The sequence below is a fragment of the Pseudomonas putida genome, assembly GCF_050990305.1.
Classification (GTDB): domain Bacteria; phylum Pseudomonadota; class Gammaproteobacteria; order Pseudomonadales; family Pseudomonadaceae; genus Aquipseudomonas; species Aquipseudomonas putida_AH.
The window spans coordinates 90564-112500 of record NZ_CP158817.1 but is presented as its reverse complement, the minus strand read 5'-3'; the positions used below and the strand labels follow the sequence as shown (position 1 = coordinate 112500).

At 58.2% G+C, this 21937-nt stretch carries 25 protein-coding genes (1 of these 25 running past the window's edge); 17 read left to right on the top strand and 8 right to left on the bottom strand.

Going from position 1 to position 21937, the window contains the following annotated elements; genetic code table 11:
* Together ABTV22_RS00565 and ABTV22_RS00560 are read right to left on the bottom strand one after the other, a co-directional pair.
* Window positions 1-898, bottom strand: partial view of a CaiB/BaiF CoA transferase family protein gene (locus tag ABTV22_RS00565; RefSeq protein WP_433738066.1) — the 5' portion only. 323 nt of this gene lie to the left of the window's left edge; 898 of the gene's 1221 nt are visible here — the first part of the coding sequence; it begins with the start codon at window positions 896-898; its stop codon lies beyond the left edge, outside the window.
* A 12-nt stretch (window positions 899-910) separates the two neighbouring features.
* Window positions 911-2092: an acyl-CoA dehydrogenase gene (locus ABTV22_RS00560; RefSeq protein WP_175375562.1), complete on the bottom strand. Its 1182-nt coding sequence runs from the start codon at window positions 2090-2092 to the stop codon at window positions 911-913.
* A 158-nt stretch (window positions 2093-2250) separates the two neighbouring features.
* Between ABTV22_RS00560 and ABTV22_RS00555 the strand changes: the two genes are divergently transcribed.
* The 12 genes from ABTV22_RS00555 (at window position 2251) to ABTV22_RS00500 (ending at window position 14580) form a co-directional block, all read left to right on the top strand.
* Window positions 2251-3150, top strand: coding sequence for a LysR family transcriptional regulator (locus tag ABTV22_RS00555; RefSeq protein WP_433738065.1), 900 nt, complete (start codon window positions 2251-2253; stop codon window positions 3148-3150).
* A gap of 435 nt (window positions 3151-3585) precedes the next feature.
* On the top strand, window positions 3586-4707 hold the full coding sequence (locus tag ABTV22_RS00550; protein WP_433738064.1) for a Re/Si-specific NAD(P)(+) transhydrogenase subunit alpha: 1122 nt from the start codon (window positions 3586-3588) through the stop codon (window positions 4705-4707).
* An 11-nt stretch (window positions 4708-4718) separates the two neighbouring features.
* Window positions 4719-5075, top strand: a complete 357-nt coding sequence (locus ABTV22_RS00545) for an NAD(P) transhydrogenase subunit alpha (protein WP_096514028.1) — start codon at window positions 4719-4721, stop codon at window positions 5073-5075.
* The gene (locus tag ABTV22_RS00540; RefSeq protein WP_433738063.1) at window positions 5072-6508 is read left to right on the top strand and encodes an NAD(P)(+) transhydrogenase (Re/Si-specific) subunit beta; all 1437 of its coding nucleotides are present in this window, start codon (window positions 5072-5074) and stop codon (window positions 6506-6508) included. Before ABTV22_RS00545 ends, ABTV22_RS00540 begins: the two co-directional genes overlap by 4 nt.
* A 215-nt stretch (window positions 6509-6723) precedes the next feature.
* The gene (locus ABTV22_RS00535) at window positions 6724-8217 is read left to right on the top strand and encodes an acetyl-CoA hydrolase/transferase family protein (RefSeq protein WP_433738062.1); all 1494 of its coding nucleotides are present in this window, start codon (window positions 6724-6726) and stop codon (window positions 8215-8217) included.
* Window positions 8218-8599: 382 nt separating this feature from the next.
* The gene (locus tag ABTV22_RS00530) at window positions 8600-8752 is read left to right on the top strand and encodes a DUF1127 domain-containing protein (protein ID WP_433741544.1); all 153 of its coding nucleotides are present in this window, start codon (window positions 8600-8602) and stop codon (window positions 8750-8752) included.
* Between the two features lie 322 nt (window positions 8753-9074).
* The gene (locus tag ABTV22_RS00525; RefSeq protein WP_433738061.1) at window positions 9075-9395 is read left to right on the top strand and encodes a DUF2388 domain-containing protein; all 321 of its coding nucleotides are present in this window, start codon (window positions 9075-9077) and stop codon (window positions 9393-9395) included.
* Between the two features lie 106 nt (window positions 9396-9501).
* Window positions 9502-9819, top strand: a complete 318-nt coding sequence (locus ABTV22_RS00520) for a DUF2388 domain-containing protein (RefSeq protein WP_433738060.1) — start codon at window positions 9502-9504, stop codon at window positions 9817-9819.
* Window positions 9820-9847: 28 nt separating this feature from the next.
* Window positions 9848-10168, top strand: a complete 321-nt coding sequence (locus ABTV22_RS00515; RefSeq protein WP_433738059.1) for a DUF2388 domain-containing protein — start codon at window positions 9848-9850, stop codon at window positions 10166-10168.
* Window positions 10165-12126 carry a DUF4105 domain-containing protein gene (locus ABTV22_RS00510; protein ID WP_433738058.1) on the top strand — a complete coding sequence of 654 codons (1962 nt, stop codon included), beginning with the start codon at window positions 10165-10167 and terminating at the stop codon, window positions 12124-12126. The genes ABTV22_RS00515 and ABTV22_RS00510 overlap by 4 nt, the downstream gene beginning before the upstream one ends.
* 373 nt (window positions 12127-12499) lie before the next feature.
* Complete coding sequence (locus tag ABTV22_RS00505; protein WP_433738057.1) at window positions 12500-13969, top strand: PAAR domain-containing protein; 1470 nt, start codon at window positions 12500-12502, stop codon at window positions 13967-13969.
* On the top strand, window positions 13966-14580 hold the full coding sequence (locus ABTV22_RS00500; RefSeq protein WP_433738056.1) for a hypothetical protein: 615 nt from the start codon (window positions 13966-13968) through the stop codon (window positions 14578-14580). Before ABTV22_RS00505 ends, ABTV22_RS00500 begins: the two co-directional genes overlap by 4 nt.
* 86 nt (window positions 14581-14666) lie before the next feature.
* On the opposite strand, the gene ABTV22_RS00495 is transcribed toward ABTV22_RS00500, so the two are convergent.
* The 3 genes from ABTV22_RS00495 to trpB all read right to left on the bottom strand — a co-directional run bounded on the left by ABTV22_RS00495 (window position 14667) and on the right by trpB (window position 17270).
* Window positions 14667-15101, bottom strand: a complete 435-nt coding sequence (locus ABTV22_RS00495) for an anti-virulence regulator CigR family protein (RefSeq protein WP_433738055.1) — start codon at window positions 15099-15101, stop codon at window positions 14667-14669.
* 121 nt (window positions 15102-15222) lie between these two features.
* Window positions 15223-16035 carry a tryptophan synthase subunit alpha gene (trpA, locus tag ABTV22_RS00490; RefSeq protein ID WP_433738054.1) on the bottom strand — a complete coding sequence of 271 codons (813 nt, stop codon included), beginning with the start codon at window positions 16033-16035 and terminating at the stop codon, window positions 15223-15225.
* On the bottom strand, window positions 16035-17270 hold the full coding sequence (gene trpB, locus ABTV22_RS00485) for a tryptophan synthase subunit beta (RefSeq protein ID WP_433738053.1): 1236 nt from the start codon (window positions 17268-17270) through the stop codon (window positions 16035-16037). Before trpB ends, trpA begins: the two co-directional genes overlap by 1 nt.
* Before the next feature lie 112 nt (window positions 17271-17382).
* Between trpB and ABTV22_RS00480 the strand changes: the two genes are divergently transcribed.
* On the top strand, window positions 17383-18276 hold the full coding sequence (locus ABTV22_RS00480; RefSeq protein ID WP_433738051.1) for a LysR family transcriptional regulator: 894 nt from the start codon (window positions 17383-17385) through the stop codon (window positions 18274-18276).
* Here ABTV22_RS00480 and ABTV22_RS00475 read toward each other — a convergent pair.
* Complete coding sequence (locus tag ABTV22_RS00475; protein WP_433738050.1) at window positions 18273-18599, bottom strand: DUF883 family protein; 327 nt, start codon at window positions 18597-18599, stop codon at window positions 18273-18275. The two genes, ABTV22_RS00480 and ABTV22_RS00475, sit on opposite strands and share 4 nt — an antisense overlap.
* A gap of 157 nt (window positions 18600-18756) precedes the next feature.
* Between ABTV22_RS00475 and ABTV22_RS00470 the strand changes: the two genes are divergently transcribed.
* Both ABTV22_RS00470 and ABTV22_RS00465 read left to right on the top strand, forming a co-directional pair.
* The gene (locus ABTV22_RS00470; protein WP_090327193.1) at window positions 18757-18972 is read left to right on the top strand and encodes a dodecin; all 216 of its coding nucleotides are present in this window, start codon (window positions 18757-18759) and stop codon (window positions 18970-18972) included.
* A 123-nt stretch (window positions 18973-19095) separates the two neighbouring features.
* A complete protein-coding gene (locus tag ABTV22_RS00465; RefSeq protein WP_433738048.1) occupies window positions 19096-19317 on the top strand; it encodes a DUF1161 domain-containing protein in 222 nt (73 codons plus the stop codon).
* Window positions 19318-19406: 89 nt separating this feature from the next.
* Here the strand turns inward: ABTV22_RS00465 and ABTV22_RS00460 are convergent, their stop codons facing one another.
* On the bottom strand, window positions 19407-20408 hold the full coding sequence (locus tag ABTV22_RS00460) for an LLM class flavin-dependent oxidoreductase (protein ID WP_433738046.1): 1002 nt from the start codon (window positions 20406-20408) through the stop codon (window positions 19407-19409).
* A gap of 229 nt (window positions 20409-20637) precedes the next feature.
* Here ABTV22_RS00460 and ABTV22_RS00455 point away from each other — a divergent pair, with 229 nt between their 5' ends.
* Both ABTV22_RS00455 and ABTV22_RS00450 read left to right on the top strand, forming a co-directional pair.
* Window positions 20638-21069 carry an OsmC family protein gene (locus ABTV22_RS00455; RefSeq protein ID WP_433738045.1) on the top strand — a complete coding sequence of 144 codons (432 nt, stop codon included), beginning with the start codon at window positions 20638-20640 and terminating at the stop codon, window positions 21067-21069.
* 183 nt (window positions 21070-21252) lie between these two features.
* Window positions 21253-21486, top strand: a complete 234-nt coding sequence (locus ABTV22_RS00450; RefSeq protein ID WP_433738043.1) for a DUF1161 domain-containing protein — start codon at window positions 21253-21255, stop codon at window positions 21484-21486.
* Window positions 21487-21492: 6 nt separating this feature from the next.
* On the opposite strand, the gene ABTV22_RS00445 is transcribed toward ABTV22_RS00450, so the two are convergent.
* Window positions 21493-21915: a hypothetical protein gene (locus ABTV22_RS00445; RefSeq protein ID WP_433738042.1), complete on the bottom strand. Its 423-nt coding sequence runs from the start codon at window positions 21913-21915 to the stop codon at window positions 21493-21495.
* Window positions 21916-21937: the final 22 nt, after the last annotated feature.

The following is a 21937-nucleotide window of genomic DNA, read 5'->3' as shown; positions in this document are numbered from 1 at the left end:
TCAGCGGAATAAGCACCGCCCGATTCGTCACTCGCAGTTTGTTGGTAGCAAACCGCGGATCGTCCGCCCACTGAGGCTGCCCGGCGACTTCCGCGAACTTGCGGAACTGCCCGTCATTACCCACGGTAAGGATGAAGTCGCCATCCGCTGTAGGAAAATCCTGATAAGGCACGATGTTCGGATGAGCATTACCCAGACGCTTGGGAGCATTGCCTGTCGTCAGGTAGTTCATCGCCTGGTTCGCCAGGCACGCCACCTGAACATCCAGCAACGCCATATCAATATGCTGACCACCACCGTCATGGTCCCGATGAGCAAGCGCCGCCAGGATTGCCACCGTCGAGTAGAGACCCGTCAAGATATCGGTCAGCGCCACCCCAACCTTCACCGGGCCCGCACCCTCATCGCCTTCAGGTCGCCCAGTCAGACTCATGAGGCCACCCAGCCCCTGGATCATGAAGTCATAACCCGCGCGCTTGGCATAAGGACCGGTCTGACCAAACCCGGTAATCGAGCAATAAATCAGCTCCGGATTGATCGCCTTCAACGACTCGTAGTCCAGTCCATAAGCTGCCAGACCGCCAACCTTGAAGTTTTCGATCAGAATGTCCGACTTCGCCGCCAGGTCACGCACCAACTTCTGCCCCTCAGGACGGGTGAAGTCGATGGTCACCGATTGCTTGTTGCGATTGGCCGACAAGTAATAGGCGGCCTCGCTGGTGTTCTCACCATAGGCGTCTTTAAGGAAAGGCGGACCCCAGGCGCGCGTATCATCACCATTGCCCGGACGCTCGACCTTGATCACTTCGGCGCCAAGGTCCGCAAGAATCTGCCCAGCCCACGGCCCGGCCAATACCCGCGATAAATCCAGTACCCGCAGATGCGAAAGCGCGCCCATGCCGTTCTCCTATTAATAGAACGCTTGAAGGCCGGTCTGCGCACGACCCAGGATCAGTGCGTGGACGTCGTGCGTACCCTCATAGGTATTCACCACTTCCAGGTTGACCAGGTGGCGAGCGACCCCGAACTCGTCGGAGATACCATTGCCACCCAACATATCGCGAGCCATGCGCGCGATATCCAGGGACTTGCCGCAGGAGTTACGCTTCATCATCGAGGTGATTTCCACCGCAGCGGTCCCTTCATCCTTCATACGACCCAGACGCAGGCAGCCTTGCAGCGCCATAGTGATTTCGGTCTGCATGTCGGCCAGCTTCTTCTGGATCAGTTGAGTGGCAGCCAATGGACGACCGAACTGCTGGCGATCCAGCGTGTACTGGCGAGCGGTGTGCCAGCAGAACTCGGCAGCACCCAGCGCGCCCCAGGAAATGCCGTAACGCGCGGAGTTGAGGCAGGTGAAAGGACCTTTCAAGCCGCGGACATCCGGGAAGATGTTCTCTTCCGGCACGAAGACGTTATCCATGACGATCTCGCCGGTGATCGATGCACGCAGGCCAACCTTGCCGTGAATCGCCGGAGCGCTCAGGCCTTTCCAGCCCTTCTCCAGTACGAAGCCGCGAATGTCACCTGCATCATCCTTACCCCAGACCACGAATACATCGGCGATCGGGCTGTTGGTGATCCACATCTTGCTGCCAGTGAGGCTGTAGCCGCCTTCCACTTTGCGCGCACGAGTAATCATCGCGCCCGGGTCGGAACCATGGTTAGGTTCAGTCAGACCGAAGCAGCCGATCCACTCGCCCGAGGCCAGTTTCGGCAAGTATTTCTGTTTCTGCGCCTCGGTACCGAACTCATTGATCGGCACCATCACCAGCGAGGACTGCACACTCATCATCGAGCGGTAGCCGGAGTCGATACGCTCGACCTCACGAGCAATCAGACCGTAGCTGACATAGTTCAAGCCGCTGCCGCCGTACTGCTCTGGAATGGTCGCACCCAACAGGCCCACTTCGCCCATTTCGCGGAAGATCGCCGGGTCGGTCTTTTCATGACGGAACGCTTCGAGAATGCGCGGCGCGAGGCTCTGCTGGGCGAACTGCGCGGCGGTGTCGCGGATCATGCGCTCTTCTTCGGTGAGCTGTTGATCCAGCAGCAGGGGATCGATCCAGTTGAAACTAGCTTTACCGGCCATGAGTGTGTCCTCTCGAAACGGGTCAAATAACGTGGGACTGATCCTAGGCCGGGTTCGGCCGCTCGGCAAACGAGGATTTCGCATACTGTTGTGCTAATTTCTCACTCCGAAACGTCGCTAAACTCAATTATCGCGATGTATTAGTGAGGTTGAAGTACATGCGCAGGAAGATACCCAGCACAACCGCCCTGATCAGCTTTGAGGCGGCCGCACGCCATGAGAGCTTTACCAAGGCCGCGCAGGAGCTTTCGCTGACCCAGGGCGCCATTTGCCGACAGATTGCCAGCCTTGAGGAGTTCCTCAGCGTTGAATTGTTTAGGCGTTCGCGCAGAGGAGTAAAGCTGACAGAAGCCGGTCTTTCCTACAGCCGACGGGTTGCGACTCAGCTTGACGCGGTCGAGCGGGACACCCTGTCCGTGATGGGCCAACAAGGCACCAACGTGATCGAACTGGCCGTGGTCCCGACTTTCGGCACCCAGTGGCTGCTCCCTCGACTCAAAGACTTCCAGCAAAAACACCCGGAAGTGACAGTCAACCTGACAAACCGGACGCGCCCGTTCCTGTTTGCCGACACTGAATTTGACGCCGCTATTTACTTCGGTGACGCGGATTGGTCAGGCACAGAGTCCCACCGATTAATGGGTGAACACCCGCTTCCCGTGTGCAGCCCCAATTTACTGGGGAAAAAAACTCAACTGACCGCCGGTGAAATCGCCGAACTGCCCCTGCTGCAGCAAACAACTCGGCCCTATGCCTGGCGACAATGGTTCGACTCTCAGCACTTGAATGTCCCACGCGACATGACAGGACCACGCTACGAGCTATTCTCCATGCTGGCCCAAGCAGCCATGCACGACATGGGCATCGCCCTGATTCCACCGTTTCTGATTCAGCGCGAATTGGCCGAAAAAAGACTGGTCATCGCCAACCCTCAGGCACTCTCAAGCATTAAGGCTTATTACCTGATGATTCCCGAGCGAAAGGTTGAATCCGCGTCCTTGAGGGCTTTTCGAGATTGGCTGGTCACACAGGCTCACAGCTACAACCTAGAAGGATAAAGGCTCACAGCTAATTACTGACTCCGTAGTCAGCAAAATAAAAACCCTACAGATGTAAGTATTTGTCGCATATTCGAAGACTGTATCCGTAAGCAGTACAAACGTCCCACAAGCGCCTGAACACATGGCTTTGCGCCTCTATTTCGAAGCAATAAAGCATCATTCATATGGCCGATGTGAAAAATCTTAAATTTCGGCAAAATCCCTTGGAAGGCATGCTGCACAAGGGATTAGATCGATTTGATGCGACATTCGGTCACGGGGTGACTTGTAGTTAATTTTCCGTCACACGTCATAATCCCTTGAAGGGCATAAAGTTCGCCTGCAAAATGCCGCGCCCCGCCCTGATTTGGCGGGGTCGTGCTGATCGGCCGCCCCAGCCGCACCATCCGTAGTGCATGGGTTTACTTAATAAGATCACGCAGGAGATTTGACGTGCACATTGGTGTTCCTCTCGAAACCCAGACGGGTGAAACACGGGTTGCTGCTACCCCGGAAACCATCAAGAAGCTGATCGGCCAGGGTCATAAGGTCACTGTTCAAAGCGGCGCCGGCATTAATGCCAGTGTCGTCGACAGTGCCTATGAAGCGGCAGGCGCAACCATTGGCAGCGCCAATGATGCGTTTGGCGCCGAGCTGATCCTCAAAGTGGTCGCACCCAGCGACAGCGAGCTGGCGCTGATCAAGCGCGGAACCGTTGTGGTGGGCATGCTCAACCCGTTCAGCAACGAAACCATCGCCAAAATGGCCGAATGCGGCATTACCGCGTTTGCCCTTGAGGCCGCGCCGCGTACTTCGCGCGCCCAGAGCCTGGATGTGTTGTCCTCACAGGCCAACATCGCCGGCTACAAAGCCGTGCTACTGGCCGCTCATCACTATCCGCGCTTCATGCCGATGCTGATGACCGCCGCAGGTACCGTGAAAGCGGCGCGGGTACTGATTCTCGGTGCCGGTGTTGCTGGATTGCAGGCGATCGCCACGGCGAAACGCCTGGGTGCGGTGATCGAGGCGTCCGACGTGCGTCCAGCGGTTAAAGAGCAGATCGAGTCCCTCGGCGCCAAGTTCGTCGACGTGCCCTACGAGACCGATGAAGAACGCGAATGCGCCGTCGGTGTCGGCGGTTACGCCCGCCCAATGCCCGCCAGCTGGATGCAGCGTCAGGCCGTGGCCGTGCACGAACGCGCCAAGCAGGCCGACATCGTCATTACCACCGCCCTGATTCCGGGCCGCAAGGCGCCGACGCTATTGAGTGCGGAAACCGTGGCGCAGATGAAGCCGGGCTCGGTGGTCATCGATCTGGCTGCAGCCCAAGGCGGCAACTGCCCGTTGACCGTGGCTGACCAGGTGGTTGTCGCGCATGGCGTGACCATCGTCGGTCCGACTAATCTGGCGGCGGCGGTCGCAGCCGATGCCTCGGCACTGTATGCCCGCAACCTGCTGGACTTCATGAAACTGTTGTTCGATAAAGAAGGACAACTGGTGATCAACCTTGAAGACGATATCGTCGCCGCGTGCCTGATGTGCCGCGACGGCCAGATCGTGCGCAAGAACGGCTGAGGATAAAAACAATGGAAGACATGCTGATCTCTCACGGTATCTACAACCTGATCATCTTCGTACTGGCCATCTATGTCGGTTACCACGTGGTCTGGAACGTGACACCTGCGCTGCACACCCCCCTGATGGCGGTGACCAACGCCATCTCGGCCATTGTGATCGTCGGCGCCATGCTGGCCGCCGCCCTCACCGTGACCCCGCTGGGCAAGACCATGGGCACCCTGGCCGTGGCCCTGGCCGCGGTCAACGTGTTCGGTGGCTTCCTGGTCACCCGGCGCATGCTGGAAATGTTCAAAAAGAAAGCGGCTCCAGCAAAGGCTCCTGTAGCCAAGGCCGAAGCAGTCAAGGCTGAGGTGCAGCAAGCATGAGCATGAACCTGGTTACGTCCCTGTATTTGATCGCCTCGGTCTGCTTCATCCAGGCGCTCAAGGGCCTCTCGCACCCCACCACCTCGCGTCGCGGCAACCTGTTCGGCATGCTCGGCATGGGCCTGGCGATCCTCACCACCGTGGGCCTGATCTACAAGCTCGGTGCCGAGTTGGCCCATGACGGTATCGTCTATGTGGTCATCGGCCTGCTGATCGGCGGTACTGCCGGCTCGATCATGGCCAAGCGCGTTGAAATGACCAAGATGCCCGAGCTGGTTGCCTTCATGCACAGCATGATCGGCCTGGCAGCGGTGTTCATCGCCGTGGCTGCCGTGGTCGAGCCGCAGTCGCTGGGCATCGTCCAGCAGCTCGGTGACGCGATCCCGGCCGGTAACCGCCTGGAGCTGTTCCTCGGCGCTGCCATCGGTGCAATCACCTTCTCCGGCTCGGTCATCGCCTTCGGCAAACTGGCGGGCAAGTACAAGTTCCGCCTGTTCCAGGGTGCACCGGTACAATTCGGCGGCCAACACAAGCTGAACCTGCTGCTGGGCCTGGCCACACTGGCATTGGGCGTGACCTTCATGCTCACCGGCGACTACGTTGCTTTCGGCCTGATGCTGGCGCTGGCCTTCGTGCTCGGCGTGCTGATCATCATCCCGATTGGCGGTGCCGACATGCCGGTCGTCGTGTCCATGCTCAACAGCTACTCCGGCTGGGCAGCGGCGGGTATCGGCTTCTCGCTGAACAACTCGATGCTGATCATCGCCGGCTCGCTGGTGGGTTCGTCTGGTGCAATCCTCTCGTACATCATGTGCAAGGCGATGAACCGCTCTTTCTTTAACGTATTGCTCGGCGGTTTCGGCAACACAGCCGATGCAGGTGGCCCTGCAGGCGCGAAAGAAGCCCGCCCGGTGAAATCCGGCTCGGCTGACGACGCGACCTTCCTGCTGACCAACGCCGACACCGTGATCATCGTTCCGGGCTACGGCCTGGCGGTAGCACGGGCGCAACATGCGCTGAAGGAGTTGACCGAGAAGCTGACCCATCGCGGCGTGACCGTGAAGTACGCGATCCACCCGGTCGCCGGTCGTATGCCCGGACACATGAACGTCTTGCTGGCCGAGGCCGAAGTGCCTTACGACCAGGTGTTCGAGATGGACGATATCAACTCCGAGTTCGGCCAAGCCGACGTGGTGCTGGTATTGGGCGCCAACGACGTGGTCAACCCGGCCGCGAAGAACGATCCGAAATCGCCAATTGCCGGCATGCCGATTCTCGAAGCGTTCAAAGCCAAGACCATCATCGTCAACAAGCGCTCGATGGCTAGCGGCTACGCCGGTCTGGACAACGAACTGTTTTACCTGGACAAGACTATGATGGTGTTTGGTGACGCGAAAAAGGTCATCGAAGACATGGTCAAGGCTGTCGAGTAACCCTCGCCTGCAACACAAAACGCCCCGACCTGTCGGGGCGTTTTTGTTTGCGCAAATCGTCGGACAAAACCACCGCTTTATTACCGATACGGTAACGGTGTTTTGCTTTAAAGCCCCGGAATAGACGGCTCTTTTGCGACCTTGGTAGCGGGACAGGGGCCAGGGAAATTCAATAGACTGCGCATCCAGCTACCCGCTTTCCGAGATAACAATCCATGTACCGTGACCGTATTCGCCTGCCTTCGTTGTTGGACAAAGTGATGAGCGCTACCGACGCTGCCGCTCTGATTGAGGACGGCATGACCGTCGGCATGAGTGGCTTTACCCGCGCCGGCGAAGCCAAGGCCGTCCCTCAGGCGCTGGCTGAGCGCGCCAAGGTCACGCCACTGAAGATCAGCCTGATGACTGGCGCCAGCCTGGGCAATGACCTCGACAAACAATTGACCGAAGCCGGCGTACTGTCGCGACGCATGCCGTTCCAGGTCGACAGCACCCTGCGCAAGGCAATCAATGCCGGTGAAGTCATGTTCATCGACCAGCACTTGTCGGAAACCGTGGAGCAATTGCGCAATCAGCAACTGAAGCTGCCGGACATCGCGGTCATCGAAGCCGTGGCCATCACCGAGCAAGGGCATATCGTGCCAACCACTTCCGTGGGCAACTCGGCCAGCTTCGCGATCTTCGCCAAGCATGTCATTGTCGAAATCAACATGGCGCACAACCCGAACCTCGAAGGTTTGCACGACATTTATATTCCGACCTATCGCCCGACTCGCACGCCGATTCCGCTGGTCAAGGTCGACGACCGCATTGGCAGCACCGCCATCCCGATTCCAGCTGAAAAAATCGTGGCCATCGTGGTCACCAATCAGACTGACTCACCGTCCACCGTGCTGGCGCCGGACGCCGAGACCCAAGCCATTGCCGACCACCTGATCGACTTTTTCAAACAAGAAGTGGCCGCTGGGCGCATGACCAACAAACTTGGCCCGCTGCAGGCCGGCATCGGTACCATCGCCAACTCGGTGATGTGTGGCCTGATCGACTCGCCATTCGAAGACCTGACGATGTATTCCGAGGTGCTGCAGGACTCGACATTCGACCTGATCGACGCCGGAAAGCTGAGTTTTGCTTCGGGCAGCTCCATCACCCTGTCGAGCCGGCGCAATGCCGACGTATTCGGCAACCTGGAACGCTACAAGGACAAACTTGTTCTGCGCCCTCAGGAGATCTCCAACCACCCGGAAGTCGTGCGACGCCTCGGCATCATTGGCATCAACACGGCGCTGGAGTTTGATATCTACGGCAACGTCAACTCTACCCACGTCTGCGGCACGCGAATGATGAACGGCATTGGCGGTTCGGGAGACTTCGCGCGCAATGCTCACCTGTCAGTGTTTGTGACCAAGTCGATTGCCAAAGGCGGCGCGATCTCCAGCGTGGTGCCGATGGTCAGCCATGTTGACCATACCGAACATGATGTCGACATCCTCGTGACTGAAGTGGGCCTGGCCGACCTGCGAGGCCTCGCGCCCCGCGAGCGTGCCCGGGTCATTATCGACAAATGCGTGCACCCTGATTACCGCCAGGCGCTGAACGATTACTTCACCGCCGCCTGCGCCGTCGGCGGACACACCCCGCACATCCTGCGTGATGCACTGAGCTGGCACATAAACCTGGAAGAAACCGGGAAAATGCTGAAGAAGTAATCACCTCAAATAACAGTTGGTGCAAACACAGTTTCGCCAGCTGTTTCACTCCCCTTCAAAATCTGGAAAAAACTGTACTGCTGTACTGGTCATTTCCTACAGAAAACGCTTACACAGACCCACCAAATCTTCAATATCGCACCTTAATAGTGCAGACAAGTACAGTTGCCTCAATTTCGACCAGTACACCCCCTATAAACAGTTAACTGAGCTCTCACAATACAGATGAACTGTATCTACAGAGACTAGGCAAACAAGAGGAAGATGGGCACCAGTTAAACCACTACCTAATCCCGCCACAAGCGGAAGGATGAAAACCATGGAACGTACACTCAGTTCCGAACTGTTCTTCGAAGACACCGCTGCAAAAACCCAGGCTTCCATGCCTCTGCGCGTTATCGCCAACCTGATGCTGTGGCAGCGCCGCATCTCCAGCCGCCACCAACTGGCTCGCCTGGATTCGCGTCTGCTGGCTGACGCCGGGATTAGCGAAGCACAACGCTTCGAAGAGCTGAGCAAGCCGTTCTGGCGCTAAATCAGCGTCGCTGGCCCTGACTTCAAGGTCCACCGCCAGCAACCCGAATTGAACAAGCAAAGCCCGTCGTGGGAAATCACGGCGGGCTTTGTCGTTTCAGGAGCGAAAAAAGTGAAAGAAGTACAGTTTTAAAAAAACTACAATACACCTGTACAGTTTAATAAATATCGCTAGCTTGCCTAGGTACTTACAGGAACACATTGGCGCAGCGTCACGCGCAGGCCTACTATCCACCCAGAACTTGGCGAACACAGAGTGTCTAACGCTTGACTCTCCAGACACCGCGCCAAATTTCAACTGATCGACCCAAAGGAGTTACCCCATGTCCAGCCTTCGTCTGCTCAGCGCTGCAGTCCTGTTTGCCGTGGCAGCCAATGCCAGCGCAACCAGCTTCATCGTGACCACCGACGCTGTCGTCAACGCGCTCAAAGCCACATCCGATGCGACCACCGACGTCGTCTCGTCGTCGTTCAAGGACGACAAAATCGTGCTCGCGGCCCGTGACGACGCTGCCAGCTTCGTCGCCAGCGAAGGTTCGATCCGCGGCGTGAAGCTCGAAAGCGCCCTGGACCACATTCGCCACCAGGCGCCTCAGTTGAACGCAACAGATGCACAACTGGCGCAAGCGATCCTGACGATCTAAGCGGCTAACTGGCACGGGGCACGCCAAACGTGTCCCGGTGTTTCGGCACTGGCTGCAGATCAGCCCCTGCGCTAGCCTTGGGACTCACTTTGAACTGTCGGGTCTCATGCGTTTTCTTTCGATTTTCTTGATCACCCCGGTATTTTTTGCAGCCATCCGCCCAGGTTCGGCCCACGCTTTTGATGCCTTCAACCTGTCCACCCAAGGCACCGTAGTCAGTGGTTACGCCACAAGCATGGTGACCTCTGCGCCCTTCGACCATAAACTGCTGCTCGCCGCCCGGGATGATGCCGCAGCGTTCATCGCCAGCGACGGTCAACTGAGAGGCGCACAATTGGAGTCGGTCCTGCGTTTTCTGCGCCGGACCCAACTAAAACTTCACGCCAGCGACCTTGAACTGGCACAAGCAATTCTCGTCCAATAGTTATCCTTTGTTTCTCCGGAGTTGTTCCATGCGTAGCCCGCTGATTGCCGCCACCCTAGGCCTGTTGTTGTTGGCCGATGTGGCCCAGGCCCATACCCTGGTTGCCACCAGTAACATGCTCATTCGTGCCACCCAGCGCACACTCGATTTCACGTCCGACACCACCACGTCCATCCGGGACTCGAAAATCGTCCGTGAAGCCCAAGACGATGCCGCCAGCTTTGTCGCAACCAACGGCGATATTCGTGGTGCGCACCTTGAAGCCGCCATCGATATGTTGCGCACCCGCGTACCGGAAGCCCGCGACGCCAGTGACCAGGCTCTCGCCGAAGCCATCCTCGCACTGTGAGGCTTCCCACCGCCTGGCTGTTGGCCGGCGCGCTGTTGCTGCTCGGCAACAGCGCCCACGCCGGCCTTGAACTGCACCTTAAAACCGAAGGCCTGAGCCCAGAACAACAGCAGGCCAGCCAGGCCTTGCTCGATGAAGCCATGCAGGCGCTACCGCCGCGCTTTATCGAGCAACTGGATCGACGCATCGATGTTGGCTGGACCGATGACATGCCTAGCAACGCCTATGGCCAGGCCTCGCTGGTGTCCGAACTCGACCTGAATCGCAAACTGCTACCCAGCCTCACGGACGGCACCGCCGCGACCCAGAAAACCTATCGCCCCCACGGCACCGTGCGCCGGGAAATGCTGGCGACGGTGTTGCACGAACTGACCCATATTTATGATCGTTCGCGCCTGTGGCCACAGCCAGAGCGCCAACTGATTCAACGCTGCACCCAGCGCCATGCCAGCTCGGGCCTGGTGGGCCTCCCCGATCAGTGTCGCGGCCAGTCCGGCCGTCGCTTTACGCTCAGCGACGATCCGCGCCTGCTCGACCTCGCCGGCTGGCAGCAATACGTCGGCCGTCGTGGCGAACGCGAGCAACACAACCGCCAGATCGCCCGCAGCCCCGACATTTACGAGACCAGCAGCCCCAAAGAGTTCGTCGCGGTGAACATGGAGTACTTCCTCCTCGACCCGAACTACGCCTGTCGCCGCCCTACCCTGTACCGCTATTACCAGGAGCGGTTCGGCTGGGCGCCCGCAGCCAAGGATGATTGCGGCAAAACCTTCGCCTTCCTCAATGCCGGCAATGACTTTGCCAAAACGCCCCTGGGTCAGGTCGACCCGGAGCGCGTCTACGCCATCGACTACCTGCTTGCCGAAGCCAACCAGAACTGGGTCAGCCGTTGGGGTCACAGCATGCTGCGTCTGGTGATCTGCGCCCCGGGTCGGCCGCGTGGACCGGATTGCCGGCTGGATCTGGATCAACACCTGGTGCTGTCCTACCGCGCCTTCGTTGGCGATGTACAACTGTCGAGCTGGGATGGGCTGGTGGGTAAATACCCGTCACGCCTGTTTGTCCTGCCGCTGGCCCAAGTGATCGACGAATACACCAAGACCGAACTGCGCAGCCTGGCCTCCGTTCCACTGAAGCTGTCACGCCGCGAGATCGAAGGCGTGGTCGAACGTGCCGCCGAGATGCATTGGAGTTACGACGGCAATTACTTTTTCCTGTCCAACAACTGCGCGGTGGAAGAGCTGAAACTGCTACGCAGCGGCACGAACAATGCGCAATTGGTGACGCTCGACAACATCATGCCCAATGGCCTGCTAGAGGTACTGAAGGGCCGTGGGCTGGCTGACACCAGCGTGCTGGACAACCCCAAAGAGGCCCTGCGTCTGGGCTATCGCTTCGATTCTTTCCGGGATCGCTATCAGGCCATGTTCGAGGTGTTGAAAAACCATTTGCCGGTCAAACAGGACACCGTCGAAGAGTGGCTGGATCTGAAGGCTCAGGACCGAAGGAAATGGTTCGAGCAAGCTGACTTGCGCACCAGTGCGGCGCTGCTCCTGCTGGAGCAGGCCAGCTTCCGCCAGCAATTGCTGCTGGCTCAAGACGAAGTGAAACAACGTTACCTGGGGGCTCGCGAACTGAAGAACGGCGGCATGGACAAGGCCAACGAGACCCTGCGGCGAATTCTCGACAACAGCGGCTTCCTCAGTCGTCCGGCGGAACTGCTCGGTAGCGGTGGCTATGGATTGCCGCAACCCAATGAATGGCAACGCCTGGAATCGGAAAGCAGCCTGCGTCAGAAGCAGCTACAGGCGCTGAGTGGGGATCTGGATAAGGAAGTCAGAGCGTTGCTCGAGCCGGAACGCGCAGCGGAAATGGCGGCCAACGAGGCCAATGTGAAGCAGATTGGTGAACATCTGCGCAAATTGCACAAAGCTGCGGGCGGTTTGGAGTTGCCTTAAAGAGCGCTCGATCGCATCTGATCGAGCGCCCACCGTAATGCGATGAAAAAACTGTAGGAGCGAGCCTGCTCGCGATGGACTCAAGAGCGCCGCGTGCACCTGGTTAACACGAGACATCGTTCACGACCATCGCGAGCAAGCTCGCTCCTACCTCTGCTCATGTTCGCTTACGACGTCCGTCAGAAGCCAAAACTCTTACAACCCTTCTTTCCCGTTTCCGAAGCCCTCGTAGGAAACGTCTGGATCGACTTCGGCCACCTCGTAATGCGTCTTTGCTCAAGCCATCGCTTGAGGCCAACTGAACCCCGGAGCCGGTGCAATGCACCGTTAATGGCAGTGCGCCTCATGGCGCGAAGAGACAGGGAGTTCAACGATGGTTAAAGGGCACTTCATCGTTTTGGGTGACAAGACCACCTGCGGAGGCAGGGTTAAGGACGCCGATGCACGCAGTCGCATGAATGACCGCGCCCATGCGTGCGAAGGCGACCCAGTCAGCTGTGGCGTCGACGGTAAAACCTACAAGATTGTGGGTGGTATTCCTTACATGAGAAGCAATGGACGATTGCGTGCCGGCACGCTGGACAGCTCCAGCGGTTGCCCTTGCAGGGCGAGGTTGATCGCTTCGGAATTCTCAGCCTCGTATGGCTCAGTACTGAGTACTTCACCGCATGCTGCTCGGGTTGCCACTCAGCAGCCCGCGCCCGCTGCCACCGGTAGTCCAATCGCGCCACGATCTTCCGGTTTCGCGCCAGCGACGGAGGCTGCCACACCTGCTTTCAGTGAACTGCCGGGCCTGGTCTGCGAAAACCTCTGGCGCAGCTACCAGCAGAGAGCGGAAGCCATCGTGGCGCCACGCGGCAGGTTGATCGCAGACCCCAAGGCGCGAAACAGCGCGATCAACGCCGCCTATGCCAACTTATGGCTCGGCGATCAGCGCTTCCAATGGGCGGGCCTCGCAGCTTTCGCCTCCAAACAGGTCGGGTGTGGCCTGCTGCACGCCGCGGACTCGATGGAAAAAATCCAACAAGAATACGCAGCGAAACGACGCCGGGAGAACGCGTTCAGGAAAAAACTCTCTAGCTTATTCAACTGGCGAAATGATCATGAGCAGCAAGCGAGAGCGCGGGACCTTGAGCAAGCGCAGCGGGAATACGAGCAAGCCCGCCGGAACAACCCGACACCAAGCTTTATCGATTACTGGAACGACGAAGAGCATTTGTCGTTCGTGCAAAAGCAGCTCCGGCACGTGTACGAAATGCTGGCGATGGGTAATACCACGCTGTTTCTGGATGTATTTCCACTGCATGTTTTCTACAAGGAGCGGGGGTTGAAGGCGCTGGAGGCCTGCTTACCTTCGCGCAAGAATATTTATGGGCATGCTCAATTCCCAGTCTTGTGGACGGTTAAGCAAGAGACGCTGAAATTCGGTGTTGACCACGAGCAAATCCTGCAAGCTTTCGAAGCCATCGAGGTTGATAGCATCGCTGAAAGCGTCCGCTTACTGGCCGAACACGAACAAGTCAATATTTTGCAACCTGCGATGTACAACGACATGCGACTGGTGATGCTGCTGCGAGGTAACCATATTTCATACGTTACCGACTTCCCATCCGGTGCCGCTCAAGCAATCGAACTGACCCTGGCCAGCCAGTGCCGCCGTACCGACGACGGACGCACCATTGGCTTTGGTAATAACCCGCTTGCCGATCTGTCCGATATTCAGCAGCGCATGCCTTTCGTTCTGAATGCGGCCGCACGATTTGATCAACACTTGCACAACAGTAATCGCTACCTGATTGAGCAGGCCATTCGCGATATCGCTGCAGGACGAGGTGTGCGATGAGTCCGGCGCGATGTAAAAGTTGGCGCCATGGGCTCTTGGGAGTGACAGTCGCCACTTTCATGTTAGTAGCCACGATTCAAGCGCTATCAGGTATGCCGGAAATCGCACTGGTCATTGGCGAGCCGTACGAGGCGATGCGCCAACGATCCAGTGCAAAGATTGACCCTGCCATTCCCGCGATTTCTTGGTACAACATTCCAAAATCCGATGCGCGCTTGCGCTTCATGGATCCCCAATATGGATTCGTAACTCCACCGGCACGTTTTTTTACGGTGAGTTTCACTGATGAATTAGTTCGAAGTGTTCGCATGTCCCCTCAAATCGAACCACTACTGCTCGACGATACGCTCAAGGTCGTACTGAACTTACAGGATCAATGGCGCCAAGGGGGTTGGGCGCCAATACGAACCAAAGACTTTCCATCGTTCGCCGACACGCCGCAATGGCGTGCTCAATTGCGCGACGTAAACAAAGGTGGTTCGGCCTACTGGCGTGCCGGTGACAAATACCAAGCGATGTTGGTGGTGAGCCGATTCAAAGACTACCGCCACCCCACCGAAGAGCGATTTCTCATCACTCTGGGACTTGGCAAGGCACGGGGCAGCCCTTAACCGTGAGCATAAATAAAGGGCGCATGCTTGGGATCATGCACCCTGTAACCCAAGCCTCCGCTTTTCAAAAAGGGTCAACTTCCCACTTAGTAAAGAACCCCCTGCAAAACCTCGTAAACAATCCCCGTGCCTGCCGCAATCAACACAATATCTGCACCGGCGCGGCGCCATTCGTAACCGGGGTAATACGGCAACCGACTCAATGCACGATTGTCCAGCCGTTCACCGTAATAGCCATGGGGCAACGGCCGGCCGCGCACCACATAAATACCCGGCGGTGGCGGTGCACCGCGCACGAAGTAACCGTGATTGTCATGAATCACCTGGCGCACCGGGCCGAAGTCCCGCGGTGGAGGCCCGCCGCGATGGTTGTCATGGTCGTGATAATCATCGCCATGGTACTCACCGTGGTTATCGTAACGTCCATGATCATCGCGTTGATCAGCGCTGGCATGCAGCAACGGGGTCGCGCTGAGCATCAGCACTCCCAGGCTGGCAATCAGACGTTTGGGCATTTTCATCAAGGTATTCCTCACAACACACACAACAAAAAGGGCTTCAGAACGCAGTCCTGAAGCCCTCGGTCTTGCTGTTTAGTCTGTGCCGCGAGGCGCTAATTCCTCTGTATCAGGAACTTTACCTTCAGCTGACGCGCGCCTTACGCACGCCGTCGGCGAGTGCCGAGCAAAGGCTCAAAACGCCATCGATTGCTTGTTCCGGCGTCGAGGCTTCAGCGATGTGATCGATCAGTGCCGAACCCACCACCACACCATCGGCCAGACGCGCGATGTTCGCCGCTTGCTCCGGTGTACGAATGCCGAAACCGATGCTGATCGGCAGATCGGTATGGCGACGCAGGCGCGCGACCGCTTCTTCGACATGCTCCAGCGTCGCCGCGCCAGCACCGGTCACACCGGCAACGGACACGTAATACACAAAACCGGAGCTGCCATTGAGTACGGTTGGCAGGCGCACATCGTCGGTGGTCGGCGTGGTCAAGCGGATGAAGTCCAGACCGGCGGCCTGGGCCGGGTCGCACAGTTCGCCGTTATGTTCAGGCGGCATGTCGACCACAATCAGGCCATCGACACCGGACTCTTTCGCTTCAGCGATAAAGCGTGGCACGCCGTATTTGTGAATCGGGTTGAAGTACCCCATCAGCACCAGCGGCGTTTCGTTGTTGTCCTTACGGAACTCACGAACCATTTCCAGGGTTTTCGCCAGGTTCTGTTTGGCGGCCAGCGCGCGGATGTTGGCGAGCTGGATCGCCGGGCCATCGGCCATCGGATCGGTGAAGGGCATGCCCAACTCGATGACGTCGGCGCCAGCGGCCGGCAGCCCTTTGAGGATCGCCAGGGACGTGTCGTAACCCGGGTCACCGGCAGTCACGAAAGTCACCAGGGCGGCGCGGTTCTGTTCCTTGAGTTCGGCAAAACGCGTTTGCAGGCGGCTCATCAGTGTTTCTCCTGCTTTGACTGCACTTGTTGAGAGTGTTCCATATGGTGCATCACGGTTTGCATGTCTTTGTCCCCACGACCGGACAGGTTAACCACCATCAGGTGATCCTTCGGCAGGTTCGGTGCACGCTTGAACACTTCGGCCAGGGCATGGGCGCTTTCCAGTGCAGGAATAATCCCTTCCAGGCGGCAGCATTGGTGGAACGCGGCCAGGGCCTCATCGTCGGTCACCGAGGTGTACTGAACGCGACCGATGTCGTGCAACCAAGCGTGTTCCGGGCCGATGCCCGGGTAGTCCAGACCTGCGGAAATCGAGTGGGCGTCGATGATCTGACCATCGTCATCCTGCAGCAGGAAGGTGCGGTTGCCGTGCAGCACACCCGGTACACCGCCGTTCAGGCTGGCCGCGTGCTTGCCGGTTTCGATACCGTAACCGGCCGCCTCAACGCCAATGATTTCGACGCTCTTGTCGTCGAGGAACGGATGGAACAGGCCCATGGCGTTGGAGCCGCCACCGATGCACGCCACCAGGCTGTCTGGCAGGCGGCCTTCCTGGGCTTGCAACTGGTCGCGGGTTTCCTTGCCGATGACGGCCTGGAAGTCGCGAACCATCGCAGGATAAGGGTGCGGGCCGGCCACGGTGCCGATCAGGTAGAAGGTGCTGTCGACGTTGGTTACCCAGTCACGCAGGGCTTCGTTCATCGCGTCCTTCAGGGTGCCGGTGCCGGCCACGACTGGAATCACTTCAGCGCCCAGCAGCTTCATGCGGAACACGTTGGCCTGCTGGCGTTCGATGTCCGTGGTGCCCATGTAGATCACGCAGTCCAGGCCAAAACGCGCGGCCACGGTGGCGGTGGCCACGCCGTGCATGCCGGCGCCGGTCTCGGCGATGATGCGTTTCTTGCCCATGCGCCGCGCCAGCAGGATCTGGCCGATGCAGTTGTTGATCTTGTGCGCGCCGGTGTGGTTCAGCTCTTCGCGCTTGAGGTAAATCTTCGCGCCGCCACAGAACTCGGTCAGGCGTTCGGCGAAATAGAGTGGACTTGGGCGACCGACGTAGTCGCGCTGGAAGTAGGCCAATTCTTCCTTGAAGGCAGGATCTTCCTTGGCCGCTTCGTATTCGCGGGCCAGATCGAGGATCAGCGGCATCAGGGTTTCAGCGACGTAACGGCCGCCGAACGCGCCAAACAGGCCGTTGGCGTCAGGGCCGTTGCGCAGATTAGTCTGGGTCATTTGGCGCTCCAGTTGAATGTGTGAAGAGAGAATGGGCTTCACTCTACCCCTGACGCCCGGACCTGAAAACCGATAAGATCGCCACAACCTGTCAAGAAAACTCACAGATACCATGAGCCACGACCTGCCCCCCTTGAATGCCTTGCGCGCCTTCGAAGCCACCGCCCGTCTGAACAGTGTCAGTCAGGCTGCCGAACAGCTGCATGTCACTCACGGCGCAGTCAGCCGGCAGTTGAAGGTGCTTGAAGAGCACCTTGGCGTCAGCCTGTTCACCAAGGAAGGTCGCGGCCTGAAACTCACAGATGCCGGCATGCGATTGCGCGACGCCAGCGCCGAAGCCTTCGAACGACTGCGCACGGTGTGCGGCGAGCTCACCCAGAGCACCGTCGATGCGCCTTTTGTGCTGGGATGTTCGGGAAGTTTGCTGGCGCGCTGGTTTATTCCACGTCTGGGGCGACTGAATGCCGACCTGCCAGACCTTCGCCTGCACCTCTCAGCCGGGGAAGGCGACCTCGACCCCCGTCGCCCAGGCCTGGACGCTTTGCTGGTGTTTGCCGAGCCACCCTGGCCGGCGGACATGCAGGTATTCGAGCTCGCCAGCGAACGGATCGGCCCGGTGATGAGTCCTCGCTTCGCCCGCTACGACACCCTCAAAACCGCGCCGGCCACAGCCCTGCTCAACGAGCCAGTGCTGCACACGACTTCGCGACCGCAAGCCTGGCCCAGTTGGGCGCAACAAAGCGGTCTCGACGCCAAGGCGTTGAAGTACGGTCAGGGTTTTGAGCATTTGTATTACTTACTGGAAGCGGCCGTGGCCGGGCTGGGTGTAGCGATTGCCCCCGAGCCGTTGGTGGCCGAGGACTTGAAGGCCGGCCGCCTGGTGGCGCCATGGGGGTTCAGCGAGACGCCCGCGCGACTGGCGCTGTGGTTGCCCAAGCGCGCCGCAGACGGGCGCGCCCGGCAACTGGCGCAATGGCTAAAAAACGAGCTGCGCCAGACGAATTAGTCACCGCGTTTGAACAACAGGTAGGCCGCTAACAGGCCCAATGCACCGACGGCAACACCGGCTGTCGTCCAAGGGTGCTCCTGGGCATAGTCCCGGGTGGCGACCCCAGTCTCGCGAGTTTTCACCTTCACCTCCTCATAAGCATCGGAGAGCAGATGGCGCGAGTGCCTCAGCGCGTTCTCAGCGTTACCTTTGAGCACCTTAAGGGTTTTGCGCGACTCGTCCGAGGTGTCGTCCTTCAGGCTCTCCAAGGATTTGAGCAGACTCTCGATCTCCGCTTCCATGCTTTGCAATGCGGCTTTGCGTAACGAGCTATTGGCCATGGTGGCTCTCCTGCATTGTTGATGAGTGGCGTGTGTTGGTTGGGACTTCAGGGGCCAGAGAAAGTGCAGTAAATGTGAACTTCCTTGTCGGATCGACCGACAGAAGTAAGACAGAAAATCACTGCTAGGCTGTATTTCACACCCTGAGGAGAACGCCATGTCTGACCATCACACCTACAAAAAAGTCGAACTCGTTGGCTCGTCCACCAGCAGTATTGAAGACGCGATCAACAACGCACTGGCCGAGGCCAGTAAAAGCCTCAAGTACATGGAATGGTTTGAGGTGACCGAAACCCGCGGGCACATCAAGGATGGCAAGGCTGCGCACTTTCAAGTGACGCTCAAGGTGGGGTTCCGGATTGCCAGCAGCTGACATTGGTCTAGCCTTCTGAGAAGGCACGCTGGCCGAGTGCCATTGGGCATACCAAGGCGCTACAGTAATAAATCCGGCCAACGGCTGGGTGCTCCCCTTTGATCCGACCCGAGAATGCGACTGATGAAGAAGTTTATTTTGGCGGTAGGTTTGTTGAGTCTGGCGGGTATGGCCTTTGCTGACGGCAAATCCTGCGAAGAGCTGAAAGCCGAGATCGCAGCAAAGCTCGATGCCAAGGGCGTCTCCGGATATTCGCTGGAAATTGTCGATAAAGGCAGCGCATCTGGCGGAAAAGTCGTCGGTACTTGCGAGATGGGCACCAAGGAAATCGTCTACAAACGCTGAGCGAATTAGCTACACCCTGTAGGAGCGAGCATGCTCGCGATGGTTAAGGATTCATCGCGAGCTTGCTCGCTCCTACAAGGTCATCAATGTCAGCCTTTCATGATCTGCGCCAGCAGCTCGTAGGAATGCAGACGATCAGCATGTTCGTAAACATCGCAGGTGAAAATCAGCTCATCGGCCTGAGTTTGCTCGATCAGCACGTCCAATTTGGCACGAATTTTCTGCGGGCTACCGATCATCGCCAGTCCCAGGAAATCCATCACCGCCTCTCTTTCGTGGGGTAACCACAAGCCATCCATGGTTTTCACCGGCGGGCGTTGCACCAAACTCTGGCCGCGCATCAACGCGAGTATGCGCTGGAACACCGAGGTTGCCAGATAGTCGGCCTGCTCATCGGTGTCGGCAGCAACCAATGGCACTCCGAGCATCACATAGGGTTTGTCCAGCACCGCTGAAGGCTTGAAGTGGTTGCGGTAGACGCGAATCGCCTCGTGCATGTAACGCGGTGCGAAATGGGAGGCGAACGCGTAGGGCAAACCGCGCTCACCTGCCAGTTGTGCGCTGAACAGGCTTGAACCCAACAGCCAGATCGGCACATTCGTACCGGTGCCAGGCATCGCGATGACGCGTTGGTCCGGTGTCCGTGGACCGAGGTAACGCACCAACTCCGCCACATCCTCCGGGAAGTCGTCTGCGCTGCCGGAGCGCTCACGACGCAAGGCACGTGCCGTCATCTGATCGGAACCGGGGGCACGACCGAGCCCCAGATCGATGCGCCCCGGATACAGGCTTTCAAGGGTGCCGAACTGCTCGGCAATCACCAGTGGCGCATGGTTAGGCAGCATCACGCCACCCGATCCCACGCGAATGGTCGACGTGCCACCCGCCAGATAGCCCAACAATACCGAGGTGGCGGAACTGGCAATGCCATCCATGTTGTGGTGTTCGGCGACCCAGAACCGGTTGTAGCCGAATTTCTCGACGTGCTGCGCCAGGTCCAGGGAATTGCGCAGCGACTGGGCCGCGCTGCCGTTAGCCCGCACGGGCACCAGATCGAGGGTCGAGAACTTGATATCGGACAGTCGTTTCATAAACCTGCTTCTCCAATTGAGGGCGCAGGTTTTTTTCTTGCGAACGAAAACCTGCCGAATCCCAAGGCGTGTTTCATGCAATGAGGGCATATACCCGAGTTTCAATAGCAGGCGGCTAATTTCCTACCAAATAAGTAGGTCAATCGGATCAAGTGAACTTTGCGCCACGGTCTATCCTCAGAAACCTGTAACCCACAATCACATTGCGCAGGACTCCGAGGAGACAGGCATGGCTATCACAAAGAAAGCATCAGCCCATTGGGAAGGTGACCTGAAGACCGGTATCGGCTCGATTTCCACGGAAACCGGCGTACTCAGGGAAGCGCCCTACGGTTTCAAAGCGCGCTTCGAGGGTGGTAAAGGCACCAATCCGGAAGAGCTGATCGGCGCGGCTCATGCGGGCTGTTTCTCCATGGCCTTCTCCATGATTCTCGGCGAGGCCGGTCTCAAGGCCGACAGCATCGATACCGTTGCCGAGGTCACCCTGGACCAGGTGGAGGGTGGGTTTTCGATTACAGCGGTGAAGCTGATCCTCAAGGCGAAAATCCCCGGCGCCAGCCAGTCTCAATTTGAGGAGCTGAGCAATAAAGCCAAGGAAGGTTGCCCGGTTTCCAAAGTGCTGAATGCGAAAATCAGTCTGGATGCGACCTTGGTCAGTTAAACGTTGAAATGAAAACATCGCAGCCTGCGGCAGCTCCTACATGGGATCGCGTTTGAATGTAGGAGCTGCCGAAGGCTGCGATCTTTTTGCGTTACAACAGATTTGCCCGGTAAAACTGTGGTCGAATAAATGACAGCAGCCAAAACGCAGAATCCTGCGAGCTGCCTCAAAGGAGCTTCAACCATGAAACGTTTTGCCTTGACGGTTATCTGCTGCGCGCTAGCCACTTCGGCCCTGGCGGCGCCTAAACCCTGTGAAGAACTCAAGGCCGAAATCGAAGCCAAGATCCAGGCCCGTGGGGTGACGTCCTACACCCTGGAGATTGTGACCAATGATGAAGTGCACGACCAGAACATGGTCGTGGGCTCGTGCGAAGGCGGCACCAAAAAAATCATCTACCAGAAGAACGACCGCTGACTGCCTTTAATTCAGGCAAGTGGCCTCGCGATCTTTGGCGACGATTTCACGCTTGGCGTTATACAGGCGAGCTTCGGGGGTGAATGCCAAGGAACGGGCTTGCAGCAGATAACGCTGCCCCGCTTCGAAATGATCGTATTTGATGACCAGGTAGCACAGCCGTTCCCGGGCACCGCCGAACATGTCCGAACCGCCGCTGGGGACTTCAAAGTCGAAGCGAACCTGCAACTCATGGCTACCGGGTGTCACCTGGAAGAAACGCCCATCGTCCAGTCGCTGATTGTCCAGTCGGTCGGCCATCAGCAATTTATCGTTGGGAAATGGCGTGGAGAAATCCACCCACGCCATTTGTGGATTGACCGCTGGCAGCGGCGGCGTAGAACAGCCGACAACGGTGCTTGCAACGAGCAATAACATCAACCTGCGCATGATGAATGTCCTGAGTATCCGA

Excerpts from the sequence above, each read along its gene's own strand:
- ABTV22_RS00525 (WP_433738061.1), top strand. The coding sequence starts at position 9,075 with ATGTCCAGCCTTCGTCTGCTCAGCGCTGCAGTCCTGTTTGCCGTGGCA.
- ABTV22_RS00475 (WP_433738050.1), bottom strand. The coding sequence starts at position 18,599 with ATGGCCAATAGCTCGTTACGCAAAGCCGCATTGCAAAGCATGGAAGCG.
- trpB (WP_433738053.1), bottom strand. The coding sequence starts at position 17,270 with ATGACCCAGACTAATCTGCGCAACGGCCCTGACGCCAACGGCCTGTTT.
- ABTV22_RS00465 (WP_433738048.1), top strand. The coding sequence starts at position 19,096 with ATGAAGAAGTTTATTTTGGCGGTAGGTTTGTTGAGTCTGGCGGGTATG.
- ABTV22_RS00470 (WP_090327193.1), top strand. The coding sequence starts at position 18,757 with ATGTCTGACCATCACACCTACAAAAAAGTCGAACTCGTTGGCTCGTCC.
- ABTV22_RS00515 (WP_433738059.1), top strand. The coding sequence starts at position 9,848 with ATGCGTAGCCCGCTGATTGCCGCCACCCTAGGCCTGTTGTTGTTGGCC.
- ABTV22_RS00540 (WP_433738063.1), top strand. The coding sequence starts at position 5,072 with ATGAGCATGAACCTGGTTACGTCCCTGTATTTGATCGCCTCGGTCTGC.
- ABTV22_RS00530 (WP_433741544.1), top strand. The coding sequence starts at position 8,600 with ATGCCTCTGCGCGTTATCGCCAACCTGATGCTGTGGCAGCGCCGCATC.
- ABTV22_RS00555 (WP_433738065.1), top strand. The coding sequence starts at position 2,251 with ATGCGCAGGAAGATACCCAGCACAACCGCCCTGATCAGCTTTGAGGCG.
- ABTV22_RS00450 (WP_433738043.1), top strand. The coding sequence starts at position 21,253 with ATGAAACGTTTTGCCTTGACGGTTATCTGCTGCGCGCTAGCCACTTCG.
- ABTV22_RS00495 (WP_433738055.1), bottom strand. The coding sequence starts at position 15,101 with ATGAAAATGCCCAAACGTCTGATTGCCAGCCTGGGAGTGCTGATGCTC.
- ABTV22_RS00445 (WP_433738042.1), bottom strand. The coding sequence starts at position 21,915 with ATGCGCAGGTTGATGTTATTGCTCGTTGCAAGCACCGTTGTCGGCTGT.
- ABTV22_RS00460 (WP_433738046.1), bottom strand. The coding sequence starts at position 20,408 with ATGAAACGACTGTCCGATATCAAGTTCTCGACCCTCGATCTGGTGCCC.
- trpA (WP_433738054.1), bottom strand. The coding sequence starts at position 16,035 with ATGAGCCGCCTGCAAACGCGTTTTGCCGAACTCAAGGAACAGAACCGC.
- ABTV22_RS00500 (WP_433738056.1), top strand. The coding sequence starts at position 13,966 with ATGAGTCCGGCGCGATGTAAAAGTTGGCGCCATGGGCTCTTGGGAGTG.
- ABTV22_RS00535 (WP_433738062.1), top strand. The coding sequence starts at position 6,724 with ATGTACCGTGACCGTATTCGCCTGCCTTCGTTGTTGGACAAAGTGATG.
- ABTV22_RS00505 (WP_433738057.1), top strand. The coding sequence starts at position 12,500 with ATGGTTAAAGGGCACTTCATCGTTTTGGGTGACAAGACCACCTGCGGA.
- ABTV22_RS00545 (WP_096514028.1), top strand. The coding sequence starts at position 4,719 with ATGGAAGACATGCTGATCTCTCACGGTATCTACAACCTGATCATCTTC.
- ABTV22_RS00520 (WP_433738060.1), top strand. The coding sequence starts at position 9,502 with ATGCGTTTTCTTTCGATTTTCTTGATCACCCCGGTATTTTTTGCAGCC.
- ABTV22_RS00455 (WP_433738045.1), top strand. The coding sequence starts at position 20,638 with ATGGCTATCACAAAGAAAGCATCAGCCCATTGGGAAGGTGACCTGAAG.
- ABTV22_RS00480 (WP_433738051.1), top strand. The coding sequence starts at position 17,383 with ATGAGCCACGACCTGCCCCCCTTGAATGCCTTGCGCGCCTTCGAAGCC.
- ABTV22_RS00560 (WP_175375562.1), bottom strand. The coding sequence starts at position 2,092 with ATGGCCGGTAAAGCTAGTTTCAACTGGATCGATCCCCTGCTGCTGGAT.